This is a genomic window from Synechococcus sp. BA-120 BA3, from assembly GCF_034931285.1.
In the GTDB taxonomy this organism is placed as follows: Bacteria; Cyanobacteriota; Cyanobacteriia; order PCC-6307; family Cyanobiaceae; genus Cyanobium.
In genome coordinates this window covers 1-12575 of sequence record NZ_JAYGHZ010000256.1, presented here as the reverse complement: position 1 = coordinate 12575, position 12575 = coordinate 1, and the positions used below count along the sequence as shown (strand labels likewise).

General features: G+C 54.2%; 7 protein-coding genes and 2 pseudogenes. 6 read left to right on the top strand and 3 right to left on the bottom strand.

The annotated features are described in order from the left end of the window. Positions 1–2: 2 nt before the first annotated feature. Positions 3–110 (bottom strand): annotated as a pseudogene (locus VB737_RS08845) (glucose-1-phosphate cytidylyltransferase); the annotation flags it as partial. Positions 111–1409: 1299 nt separating this feature from the next. Here VB737_RS08845 and VB737_RS08840 point away from each other — a divergent pair. From VB737_RS08840 to VB737_RS08825, 4 genes are all read left to right on the top strand, one after another. Further along, on the top strand, positions 1410–3089 hold the full coding sequence (locus VB737_RS08840; protein ID WP_500312490.1) for a hypothetical protein: 1680 nt from the start codon (positions 1410–1412) through the stop codon (positions 3087–3089). Between the two features lie 169 nt (positions 3090–3258). Continuing rightward, positions 3259–4032: a glucose-1-phosphate cytidylyltransferase gene (gene rfbF, locus VB737_RS08835; protein WP_500312489.1), complete on the top strand. Its 774-nt coding sequence runs from the start codon at positions 3259–3261 to the stop codon at positions 4030–4032. Between the two features lie 1101 nt (positions 4033–5133). Then, complete coding sequence (locus tag VB737_RS08830) at positions 5134–6897, top strand: thiamine pyrophosphate-binding protein (RefSeq protein ID WP_500312488.1); 1764 nt, start codon at positions 5134–5136, stop codon at positions 6895–6897. 5 nt (positions 6898–6902) lie between these two features. Continuing rightward, the gene (locus VB737_RS08825; protein ID WP_500312487.1) at positions 6903–7835 is read left to right on the top strand and encodes an NAD-dependent epimerase/dehydratase family protein; all 933 of its coding nucleotides are present in this window, start codon (positions 6903–6905) and stop codon (positions 7833–7835) included. Between the two features lie 538 nt (positions 7836–8373). On the opposite strand, the gene VB737_RS08820 is transcribed toward VB737_RS08825, so the two are convergent. Further along, entirely contained in the window at positions 8374–9417 is a 1044-nt protein-coding gene (locus VB737_RS08820) for a glycosyltransferase (protein WP_500312486.1), read from the bottom strand. Positions 9418–9708: 291 nt separating this feature from the next. Beyond that, complete coding sequence (locus tag VB737_RS08815; RefSeq protein WP_500312485.1) at positions 9709–10911, bottom strand: integrase catalytic domain-containing protein; 1203 nt, start codon at positions 10909–10911, stop codon at positions 9709–9711. Between the two features lie 44 nt (positions 10912–10955). On the opposite strand from VB737_RS08815, the gene istA reads away from it, so the two are divergent. Continuing rightward, on the top strand, positions 10956–12332 hold the full coding sequence (gene istA, locus VB737_RS08810; RefSeq protein WP_500312484.1) for an IS21 family transposase: 1377 nt from the start codon (positions 10956–10958) through the stop codon (positions 12330–12332). Beyond that, positions 12329–12575 (top strand): annotated as a pseudogene (locus tag VB737_RS08805) (hypothetical protein); the annotation flags it as partial. The gene istA and the pseudogene VB737_RS08805, both read left to right, overlap by 4 nt.

The following is a 12575-nucleotide window of genomic DNA, read 5'->3' as shown; positions in this document are numbered from 1 at the left end:
GGTCAGCTCCAGATCTTCCAGGGGGCGCGGCCCTGCTGCCAGAGGTCTTCGAGGCGCTGGCGGTCGCGCAGGGTGTCCATGGGCTGCCAGAAGCCGCGGTGCTTGAAGGAATGTAGGAGGTCATTGTGAGGCAAGCCCTCCATGCGTTCGGTCTCAGCTGGCAGTTCCGTGGCAAGGGCGGGAGCAGGATGGCCGGGTGGTGGTGCGGACCACTGGTTCAGGCCTCATACGTCATCGAGTCTGACTCCTTAGCTCGCCTAGCAAGGAACGGCCGGGAACGCCTGAGCCGGAACCACCCCGAAAGGGCAGGAGTCCTGCTCAGGGAATTGACTGATGTCCTTTCGGATGATGGGGCAAGACTCGCGAATCAACCCCGTGTTCAGACACCCGGAGTCGGATGCCAGATCTGAAAAGACCACCACAGACCAAGGGCATCAGCCCTCAACAGTGAATCGGCAGGCCGAGAGCCAGACAGGGACTGAAACCGGTCACAACCCTGCCCTATAAGTCGTCGACCGGATCTGGGACTGGTACGGCTCCGAAACCCGCAACTGTCGGTGCAGCGATACCCGCAGGAACGACTTGGCGACCCTATCCATGGCGACAGCACGCAGCTGGAAAACGCTAAGCGTGGTGGCCAGAAGATCGCAGGCCATCAACGCGAGGGGGCTTCGCCAGGGCTGGAATCCGGTAGATAGGACAGGTCAGGGATTCCGTGGATGGCACTATTCCCCTGGCCTGCTTCATCGTGGTGGGCGACTAGACGCTTCGATGGCCATGGGCTAGATGTGCCAAATGATCGACCGCTACAGTTGTAAAGCCATCCAATGGTGACGGGCCTTCAACACAATGACCCGACATCATGACCCCCGTGGCGTAGAACAGCATCTGAGGCCATGGGATGGGAACTGAAAAAGGCCAGGCCTTGCCCCCCTGAAGCAAGGGAAAAAGGGGAACAGCACATCTAGCCTCAGGGTCCTGGGAAAGCAGTGGAACCAGCCGCGATCGAAGGCCCTCCTGAGGGCCTACGGAACCTTGGCAACCGGTAACGACCTGCTAAGCCACGCCCCACAGAACGACGACAAACTTAGGAGCTACTCCACCTTGGGTCGCCCCCCGGTGGCCCAGACCACTGCAAGCATGAACAACCAGGTAGAGGATCGAACCCTGACAAAGGAATCGAATACCTAACACCGTATCCGACGAAGCCATGGCAGGATGAAAGAATCAGCGCTTGCGGCCAGACCGACAAAAGCGTGCTGGTCGTCAGACACGACAAGCCAAAGAGATCGAATCCTAAAGATATATCACAAGGATCGCATTCGCTGAGTGCTGCCCGCTTCATCAATCTCTAGCAAGGTAAGCTGCGTGGCTTAAGCGACCAGGCTCATCACTGGCGCTCAATTACCATGCCACAGAACGAGATCTGCAAACCCATGACCAGGACGTTTGACAGGAGAGATAATCTCATCATCTGGCTTTTGATGTCGATAGTCTTTTCCTGTCTAGTCATCAATCAGTCACTACGTCAAGGGCAATTAGCCCTACCACCAACATACGATGACATCGTCTATTTCACGGATGCTCTATCGAGGCTCAATATACTCTATGATCATGGGATAAAGGCACTCGCGGAGAACTTGATTGAAAGTCCTCCCCATGCGCCCCTAGCCACGCTTGTACCGCTGATCGGCTTTTCCATCTTCGGGGTCCACAACTGGGCCCCTCCTGTCATCAACGGCGTCTTTGTCCTTTTCCTGCTTATCCTTCTCGACAGCCTAGCTCAGGGAGTTTCCAGGGCCGGGAAGATTCTCATCGGAATGATTGCCCTATCTTGGCCTGTTAATGGACAATTGGTCATTGAGTGCAGACCTGATCTTGCCTGGGGCTTGATCACAGCAGCATTTACTATTCTTTCACTGAGAAAGCAATCCAAAGTCACCAGCAGCAAAAAGAATTCCATAATCATTGGGATACTGATCGGATTTTCGCTTCTAGCCAAGCCTTCGATTTTTCCGATTACGCTCTTCGCAGCTCTGGCTAGCCTATTTGTTGCCTTTGTTATTGACATCAACCAATCCGATTTTAAGCATCGTAGACGCTCCGCCCTGGCATCAAACCTTCGTTGCCTTGTGGTTGCACTAGCGATTGCGCTGCCATATTACGTGGCAGCACATAAGCAGATCTATGCCTATATCTATGAAGTTGTTTTCAGCAGCAACGCCTCAATGTGGGATCCAAATGCAGAACTGACTCTAGCTGATCATCTTTCCTATTATCTAACATCAGCAAGCGGCCAGATAGCCATGGGGAAGTGGGTCTATGCATGGTTTCTATTGATAGCTGTGTGCACTGCTGCGCTGCTTTACAAGAAAGACTGGAGAAGGCTGGCTAGCTCGATACCATTGTGGTGTGGTTTTGTTGTTCTATATCTGCTCGTTACTGTTCCGAAGCTGAAGATGAACTTCTTTGGAGCATCTCTCTACTTCTATATTCTATGCACTTTCGCACTACTCGTTGCCGAAGTTTACAAAGCTCTGAGGAGTAGTCGATATGGTTACAACATGAGCTATACGTTTATCATCGTCATTGCTTTGTTCGGAGTGGGCCAGTTTCAGTGGCCTTGGTATCACATAAGCAAGCAGACAGGGGTTTTATCGTCAGAAGTGCAATATCGCAGAAGCGCCATCGAATCCCTCTACAATGATATCCTCCAGAATCAGAAGGATAACAGAATAAGGAACGAAAAGCCATTATCAGTATTCTTTACAACATCAAACAAGTTTTTCAATAGCTTTACACTAAAATTCTATCTCGCCAAGGGGAATGTCGCAAACGAAACAAGAGACCTTTATCTGTCTGACAATATCCCGCTCTTCATTCAATCGATCAACTCATCTGATTATGTGGTGGCGTTCAATGAAAGCAATACGGATACATTTCCGTGGCTTCCAAGCAGTAAGATACAAGGTCAAGTTTTAAGGATCCTACGCTCCGATCCTAACTTGCGGCTGATTAGAACCTATACGGATCCATATGGAAGCAATCAGGCCTTCCTATTCTGGAGAGAGCGCGCAGACCCCAAGTGACACTATGCAGATCACCCCGAGGAGCGAGAGAGACCTACGACAAGCTAGAAGAGATCATTGCACTCAAGATAGTACGTGCATTGCTTGCCAGGATGGAGGTGCATTATAGTCAGTCGGCAAAAGCACCGGCCAAAACCGTTCGTCCACCGTTGGCTCACACCACCTCATCATGAAGGCTGTCATTTTGGCCGGAGGCCTCGGCACCCGCATCAGCGAAGAAACCCATCTCAAGCCCAAACCCATGGTGGAGATTGGGGGCAAGCCAATTCTTTGGCATATTCTCAAGACCTACAGTTTTCACGGCATCAACGACTTTGTCATTTGCTGTGGGTACAAAGGCTACGTCATCAAAGAGTATTTTGCCAACTACTTCCTGCACACAAGCGATGTAACCTTCCGGATGGATATCAATCACATGGAGGTTCATCGCCAAGCGGCCGAACCCTGGAAGGTGACCCTGGTAGATACAGGTGAATCCACACTTACAGGGGGAAGACTAAAGAGAGTCAAAGATTATATTGGCAATGACTCATTCTGTTTCACTTATGGCGACGGTGTTTCAGATGTCGACATCACTGGACTCGTTGCTTTCCACCGCAACCATGGCCTTGAAGCAACTCTCACTGCCGTCCAGCCCCCTGGTCGTTTCGGCGCCCTAGAGTTCAATGAGGCCAATATCGTTCATGGCTTCCAGGAAAAACCCCATGGGGACGGTGGCTGGATCAACGGTGGCTTCTTTGTCCTACAGCCATCGGTCATTGACCGTATTCATGACGATCAAGTCATCTGGGAACAAGAGCCTCTCAAGGGTCTGGCGACGGATGGACAGTTGGCGGCGTATAAGCACCAAGGCTTTTGGCAGCCCATGGACACGCTGCGAGACCGAGTGTATCTTGAGGAACTGTGGCAGTCCCACAAGGCTCCATGGAAAGTCTGGGAGTAACTGCATCATATCCTGATTGTGCTGTTGCTCCTTAAATACCTACCCGCAATCAGCGGAAGAGAAGATCCGTCTTGATCTGGTGTGCATGCATTCTTAACTCAACAGTGTTGTCTTGACAGCGCAACCAATACTTGAATCTGGTAGGGATTTCGGAGCCCCCTAAGGAGTCGTCGATTCGCCTCGACAGAGAGCCTGCTGAATCGCAGTTTCTCTGTTCAGAGGCACTGCAAATCAAGGGAGTGCACCAGTAGTGAAACTGGCTATGGACCAACAACTAGCTTGTCACGCCTGCAATGCCATAGGGCTGAACCTTGATCGTCCTATTCCTCACAAGGCGCCAGGTTCACCGCTTAGGAGTTCAGCACTAGCGAAATATTTGGACCCGTGATGGCCATACTGACATAGGAAGGAGTTTGAGGGTAGGCAATCACTCCAGTTCGAGCCCCTCAATCATTGCCCGTTTCAAGCATGGCCTAAAACTATCCAAGTCGAGGCCAATCCCTAGTGATGGGAGCCTGACCCCACTCTCCACTGCACCAAGGGAAGGGTGGGAAGGAGCGTCGACTGACAGCTGGGGGAGTAGCCGACCGGAGACGACCCAACTGTCCGCTACTCCTCAGATCGGCTACGATAATGGGGCTTTTGATTCCAAGAAGGTCATCCGCAGTGGCGACGTCGACAACTGCATCCTTTGATTCTCGTCCATTGCACATCATCACGCAGTTTGCAAACTCGAATGGACTTCTTGTTTCGGTTGCATGTGTCTCGATGCCGATTCACAGTACAGGTAACGACCCAGCGACAGATGGTTACAGTAGGACTCCTGGGCTGAAATTGGTGAACGCCGCGAAACGGTTGACGAAATTCATACTGGAGTACCTAAAGGGTACTACATTACTCAAAAGTCTATTGGCATTTGGCAACGTGCCACATCCTTCTTCAGTGCTCAGGCGTTGGCAGATGCATTCTGGCGTACAACGGCCAGAGCCGAATGAATACCTTTCTGAACTCACGGAAAGAATAGAAGGAAAATGCAATCGGATTGCTGTCTGTTGAAAGTCAGATAATTCCATTCATTGTCCCTTCCACCGTATCGCCGAGATGAAAGCCTCCGATTTCGTTGCTCTCTACCTGGAATCCAGAGGTGTCACCCATGCTTTTGAACTGGTGGGAGGTATGATTACCCATCTTTTAGATTCCCTAAGTCACACCACAGATATCCGGATTGTTTCGTGCCATCACGAGCAAGGCGCAGGCTTCGCAGCTGAGGGATTTGCTCGAACCAGTGGCGTTCCTGGTGTGGCGTTAGCGACGAGTGGACCTGGTGCAACCAATCTCCTCACCGCCATCGGAAGTTGCTTCTTTGATTCAACCCCGGCAGTGTTCATTACAGGTCAAGTGAACACTCACGAACTGAAGGTCAACACTGGTGTTCGGCAGCTTGGATTTCAGGAGACTGACATCGTAACGATGGCCCAGCCAATCTGTAAGTTGGCGATTCAGTTGAAGAATGCAGCGGATCTTCCCCATGTACTTGAAGACGCCTTCTCTATTGCTCTCGAGGGCCGACAAGGCCCGTGTCTCGTGGACATTCCGATGAATGTTCAGGCAGAAGATATACCTCTAGAGCTCGTAGAGCCTGTGCTAAAGCGCGCTGGCGCAAGCCCATTGGCCTCAATGTCTTGTGAGACAGTCAATCCTGTCTTGGCTGACCAAGTCGCTGATCTTTTGGATGCCATTACCCGAGCGGAGCGGCCACTGCTCCTTCTTGGAGGGGGTGCAGCTAGTTTTCAAAACCGAGTGGCGGCAAGGCAAATCAGCGCCAAGCTGGACATTCCTGTCGTGCTATCGCTGATGGCCGTAGACTTGCTCAGCGCCACTAACGATCAGCGGGTCGGCTTTATCGGGTCCTATGGGAACCGCTGGGCTAATAAGATCCTGGGAGAAGCAGATCTGCTGGTGGTGGTCGGCAGTCGACTGGACATTCGTCAGACTGGTGCAGACGTTGGTAGCTTTTGTGAAGGCAAGCAGATCTGGCAAGTTGATGTTGATCAAACTGAGATCGGGGTTCGCATCAAACCACAGAGGACAATCCATGCCAGCATCTCCGAGTTGGCCACTGCACTGAAAACGGAGATACCGCAGAACCCTCTAGCTGCCACTCCGCATGGGTGGCCAGAGCGTATTTCAACCCTACGCAATCAGTTTCCGGCAGACTCGGAGTACAGAGCAGAGCCACAAGAAATCAATCCTGTTCAGGTTCTCCAATCACTAAGTCGAACTCAACCAGGCAGGCAAGTTCTTTACGTTACGGACGTGGGGCAACACCAGATGTGGGCCGCACAAAGCCTAGGCTTTAAGAATGACGATCGGTTTATTACATCTGGTGGTATGGGAGCAATGGGCTTCGGACTGCCGGCTGCCATTGGCGCGATCATGGCCGCACCAAAAGCCCGAGCCATTCTAGTGAGCGGCGATGGCAGCTTTCAATTGAATATACAGGAGCTCGAGACACTACGTCGGAACCAACTTGATTTGAAGATCGTACTATTCAACAATAACTGCCATGGAATGGTTCGGCAGTTTCAAGAATCGTATTTCAAGGACAATTTACAATCTACTGTCATTGGTTATTCGTCCCCTGATTTCGTAGCTGTGTCGCATGCTTATGGTATTCCCGCTGATCGCCTTGCTGACCCCGGCAGCGTTGATCAAGCTTTAGCGCGGATGCTAAGCGAGGAAGGTCCCTATCTCCTTGAGGTAAAGCTTTCACAGACCAGTAAGGTATATCCAAAGCTTGCCTTTGGCAGACGGTTTGGTGAAATGGAACCAGAGGCAAGCCCCTTGGCCATGGAGTCCACCTAATCGTGATGGAGGGTTTGATCGCAGTCACGGGAGCAACGGGATGGGTTGGTCGTACTGTGATTGATGAACTGCAGCGAGTCATCTCACCCGAAGAATTCAAGACGCGAGTCACACCTTTTGCGAGCCGCGAGGGACGATTAGCCCTTTCAGATGACACGTATCTCAGAATTCTGCCTTTGGAGGCCTTGCCAGAGCTCGCCGCACGAGAACCATTGTCGGCGCTGATTCATTGTGCATTTCTAACCCCAGATCGGCTACACGCGTTGGGGGAAGAGGCCTTCATTACAATGAATCGCAAGATCATCTCTTTAGCGAGCAAAGCCTTAGAAGCGAGACCAACGGCTCGAGTTGTTGAAATTTCCTCGGGCGCAGCCACCATGGTTGAAAATGGTCTGGATGAAGTCGTATGCCCCCCATCCACCGCACACCAGCTTTATGGAGCTCTGAAGCTTGATGAAGAAAGACGATTATCATCAATTGCACCTAGCTTGATCCTGAGAGTTTACGGGTTAACCGGCCGCTGGATGCGCGAACCGAAGAAGTATGCTTTGGGCGACTTTCTTCTTCAGGCCGCTTCTGGGCAACGGATAACCATCAGAGCTCAACATCCAGTGATTAGAAGCTACGGCAATGCGAGTGACATCGCTGAGCTCGCACTGTATTGGCTCCTAAGTGGAGACACTCCTCCATCAAACGCAGTTCCAGCTGTGAATTCTACAGTGAGCCTTGAAGAGTTGGCCTTGTTGGTCTCAACTCATTTTGGTCTTCCTGCTCCCATTGCAGATGTGGACACTAGTTTACCCATGGATATTTATTGCGCCGACGACTCAGACTATACCGAGATGGCAAGGACGTATGGTGTCAAGATCAAGCCCTTAGACCACCAGATTGCTGACTCCGCCATGGCTATCAATAAGTCTCTTGAGTATCATGCATGAACCCACAAGGGGTGGAGGCCCTAGAAGGCCCCATTCATAAAGGTCAGATCATGTTCCAAGAGGCAACAGCGTAAGGCTTGAAGCGAAAGTGACGCGATTCGCAAGTCCGAGTTTGGCAAAACACAGAACTGGAGCTAATCATGGCTTTTATTTCTGCTTTCCCGGATTTTCGCGGATAGATCATACTGATAGCATACCTTTGACCAGAGATATCCTCCAGTACTTCCAAGCAATCCTAATAGAATGGCCATATTTATCTTCCCAATCAACCCAGTCAGAGTGATTGCCAGAAAGATATTCAACAGACTCAGGGGAACTGCAGCAGAGAGATATGTGCGGATTCCCCTGACTTTATTGTCGCTAAAGATAAAGCGACTATGTGAGAAGTAGCGGAGACAGTGGATGAGTATTTCAGAGAAGAATGAGGCGAGGCCTGGAGCCAGTTGAGACGCTAGAATCACAAATAGAGACGGTCCTGCGAGAGTGAAGAATACACCTGCAAGTAAGAACTTGCAGTAGCGGTATGAGAAGACTGCCATCAATTAGATATGCGCCTACTTTGAACACGCTGCCGATAGGAGACTCTTGATTGTGCTTCAATTTGTCTTGACACCAAAGAAAGCATGATCATTTGAATTGCTGCAGAAAAAATGACGAGGATAGCGACTGTCACAGTACCGGGTGCATAGCCGCTAAACCCGGACAGCTTATTGGCAAGAATAGAAAAGGCAAGGACAATTGACACCAAGATTCCAAAGGCCCCAATTCTGAGGCTAATCCTGCCTGCGATAGAACTTCCTGAAAAGATCGCGACGAGGGCCTCGTTAACATACCCAAGGAAAGAATAGCTAGAGCGACCAGCGACTCTGTCTGGCTGGACGTAACGCATAACCTGATGACAGCTCGAAGCACTGATCAAGCAACTGCGCAGATTCAATGAAGTGTTCGACCACAGCCAAAGGGCTTGATCAATAACAGAGCTAGAATAACAACCAAAACCATGGAAACCACCGAGGACAGCCTGATCACGATTAGAAAAGTTCATCATACGATAGTAGAGTTTACGGCCAAGCTTAATGATGGGAGTACCCGCAGATCTTTCCTTACTACCAAGTACAGCATCAACGCTGTCTCTGTTGTCAATCCATTGCTTGAGCATGCGGAAGCCAATGCTTGGTGGATCTTGCAGGTCTGCGCACATGAGCATGACAACATCAGCAGCTTCAACATTCTGCAGCCCATACATAAAGGAAGACTCAACCCCATAGTTACGGGCATTCCGAAAGGCAACGACCCGCTGATCCCTACGAATCAATCTCCTGATTTCCAATGTAGTTTGATCTTCACTGCAATTATCAATCAGAAAGAGGCGCCAATTCAATAGAGTCAGCGGCATTTCACGCTGAAGACCCTCAGCGGCCTCAACACAGGCTTCATATAGCGAGAGGATATTTGCCTCTTCATTAAACGCTGAAGACACGATAGCAAGATTGATTTCGGGAGTCGCAACGGTCGACATATACTTCTTTCTGTTCTCAGGGTTTGCTTGATTTAAGCACTGATCAAGATAGGTGTCAAGCAACTTTCCAAGTGGGACTCTTTTCTCGAAGCATTCAGCGTAGGGACAGAATACGAATATGATTTGGCTAGTCACGCCCTTAGGAAACTGTTTTCACGAAAACGAGAAGACGGGCTGGTGAGAGGAACACGCAATCTGAGCACGAGATAGATCTGTATACGCTGTGGAACCATCAACTGCCACAACCGCTTGATGGCTGTGACGTGCACCCCGGAAACCGCCCCAGGGTGAATGCCCGGTGTCAACTACGTAGGCGGGCGCGTTGCCTCGCAATTTTTGTTACCCGTTTAATTGTCACCTTTGCTTTGGCTCCTCTTTCCTGTTGAGCTGGTTGTTTTCCTGTTCTTGGAATGCCTCCATCTGCATGCCCACCATCTGTTCGGCATTGGCAACACGCCAGTCCGTCATTCGCCGCTGCAGGGTTCGCAGGCTGCCGCCATAGAGCCCGGGTTGTTCGCGATCCAGCCTCTGCATTGCCTGCTGGCCTGTGAGTAACGGATCAGCCAGCAGCCACTCGAGAACTAGATGCCAGCAACTCAGCGTCGGGTCTGCCCGAGTGCGATACGTGCGGGTGGGCGTTTGCCAGCCGCCCCGTTTGGCAGGTTCACTCCGCTGCCATAACAGCCGCAGGCTGTTCAAGAAGCTATCCAGCTCCTGGGAAGTGGTTGAGGCGGATTCTCTTTCCTGGTCTGGCTCGCGCCCCCCATTCACCAGGGCCGCTTGGTTGTGGCGGATCGTCCCCAGCAGGGCGACCGGGTCGCATTGTTGCTGCAGCTTCTTGATGCGTTGGCGGCCCTTGCGGCCCATGCCTCCCCATCGCAGCAGCCGATCAGCTGGGGTGAGCGGTTCGTCATGGCGGCGGCGGGGACGGCGGCCCTCCCGCAGGTCAGTCTCCTCAAACGGGATTCGCTTGGCCGATGGTTGATAGATGTTGGTGAACAGGCGCAGAGCGGCATACAGCTGGCAGAGCCGCTCCAATTGCTGAGCTCCTTCCAGCCGGCGGTGCCCCACCACGCGGCGCACCAGCATGCCGTTCTTCTGTTCCACCCAGGCCTGGTCATTGGATTTGTAGGCCCGTGATCGAGTGAGTTCGACTGGCACGCGGGCCTCGGCGCACCAGCGCTCGAGCTCCTCGTTCATGAATGCGGTGTCGTTGTCCACGTCGATGCCGCGCAGAGGCATCGGTATCAGCTTCCGCAGCTCCTGGAGCGCTGAGCGCACCAGCAGGCCATCGCGGCTGGGGAGCGGGACACATTCGCTCCAACCACTGGCCACATCGGTGAGCACCAGCGTCCACAGGAACGGGCCCTCCATGCGCCCACCGCAGTGCGCCACCAGATCCATCTCGAACCAGCCGGGTTCGACGCCCTTCCAGCCATTGAACGTGCGCACCGTGGTGCGCCTGCGCACTCCGGTGACGATGCGCGAGCGGCGGCGCCGATGCTGACCGCCCTGGGCAGTGTCAGGCGACAGCGAAAACTGGTCCAGATGCGACACGAAATCTGGCCCCCCTCTGCGAGCCACTGACCAGGCCCAGCGCCATGACCGCGGTGCTGTCACCTCTGGAGCAGAGCTCCCGGGATGCGGCGTTGGAAACACCAGAGGATGTCCAGATGATCCTTGGCCTCACCGCAGCTGGGTGGGGCCGCAGGCGGATCGCCAAGGAGCTGGGCTGCTCGCCTGAAACCGTCCGTAAGTACCGGCGGCAGGGAGGCTGGGAGGCCTACGGCAAACCCCGGCGGATCGGCGTTCTCGATGGTCAGTGCGACTGGCTCAGGGAGCGGTTTCTTGCTCACAAAGGCAATGCCGATGTGGTGCGCCAGGAGCTGGCCAGCGAGAAGGGCATCGCCGTGTCACTGCGCACCGTGGAGCGGGCGGTGGAGCCCTGGCGGCAGGAGCTGCGGGCCGCTGCCCTGGCAACGGTGCGGTTTGAGACGCCGCCGGGCAAGCAACTGCAGGCCGATTTCGGTGAGTCCTACGCCCGCATAGCCGGCGAGAGGGCCAAGGTGCACCTGTGCGTGCTGACCCTGGGGTACTCGCGGAGGCTGGTGGTGCGGGCCTACCGGCACGAGCGCCAGGTCAACTGGCTGTTGGCGATGGAGGAGGCCTTCCGCCACTGGCGGGGGGTGCCGGCCGAGGTGTTGTTCGACAACGCCCGTGCCCTGGTCAAGGAGCACGATCCGGCTCGCCAGGTGCTGGTGTTCAACGAACGGCTCGATGCCTTTGCTCGCTACTGGGGGTTCCTCCCCAAAGCCTGCCGGCCCTACCGGGCCAGGACCAAGGGGAAGGACGAGCGCGGCGTCGGTTACGTCAAGACGAATGCGGTGGCCGGCCGGGAGTTCGCCAGCTGGCAGGCGCTGGAAGCGCACCTGGAGCACTGGAGCCGGGAGGTGGCCGATGTTCGCATCCACGGAACGACCGGTGAACAGCCGGTGGTGCGTTTCCAGCGGGAGGAGGCAACTGCCCTGCAGCCGTTGCCCCATAAGCCGTCGTTCCTGGCGGAGCGGGAGCTGGTGCGGGTGGTCCACAACGACGCCTGCGTCGAGGTGGAGGGCAACTGGTACAGCGTCCCCTGGAAGCTGCTCAAGCAGCGGGTGAGTGTTCTGCTGCGGGATCAGCAAGTGCTGATCCGCTATGGCGGCCGTGTCGTCGCTCGACATGAGCGCGTGGTGGCCAATCGGCGCCATCGCTCCGTGCTGCGGGGGCACTGGGATGGCCTGGTGCCAGCGCCGCAGCAGGACTTGGCCGAACGGTCACTGCCCTCAGCCGATGGCGCCAGCTGCGTTGGGTCCGCCTCAGCCGCGTCCCCGCCCTGTGGGAGCGGAACGCGGCGGCGGACCGGCGTGATGCGCAGCTCAGAACTGGCCCGCTCACTGGCGGTCTATGCCGCCGAGGTGGGCGAGGAGGTGGCGGCATGAGCCTCGCCAAAACTGGTCAACCAAATCGTCGCCTGCAGCCGATGGCCACGATGCCGCCTGTCCCCATCGAGGATCTCGACGACATGCTCAGCCGCCTGCGACTGACTGCGATTAGGGATCAGCTCGACAACCTGCTCGAGGAGGCGGCACGCAAGGAACTGAACCTGCGCGAGGCGTTGGCCTGGCTGTGCGCGGCAGAGATCGCCCGCAAGGACCAGCGGCGAATCGCGATGGCGATGAGCA

What these genes read in the sequence shown, in the direction of transcription:
- VB737_RS08840 (WP_500312490.1), top strand. Translation starts at nt 1,410, where the DNA reads ATGCCACAGAACGAGATCTGCAAACCCATGACCAGGACGTTTGACAGG.
- rfbF (WP_500312489.1), top strand. Translation starts at nt 3,259, where the DNA reads ATGAAGGCTGTCATTTTGGCCGGAGGCCTCGGCACCCGCATCAGCGAA.
- VB737_RS08830 (WP_500312488.1), top strand. Translation starts at nt 5,134, where the DNA reads ATGAAAGCCTCCGATTTCGTTGCTCTCTACCTGGAATCCAGAGGTGTC.
- VB737_RS08825 (WP_500312487.1), top strand. Translation starts at nt 6,903, where the DNA reads ATGGAGGGTTTGATCGCAGTCACGGGAGCAACGGGATGGGTTGGTCGT.
- istA (WP_500312484.1), top strand. Translation starts at nt 10,956, where the DNA reads ATGACCGCGGTGCTGTCACCTCTGGAGCAGAGCTCCCGGGATGCGGCG.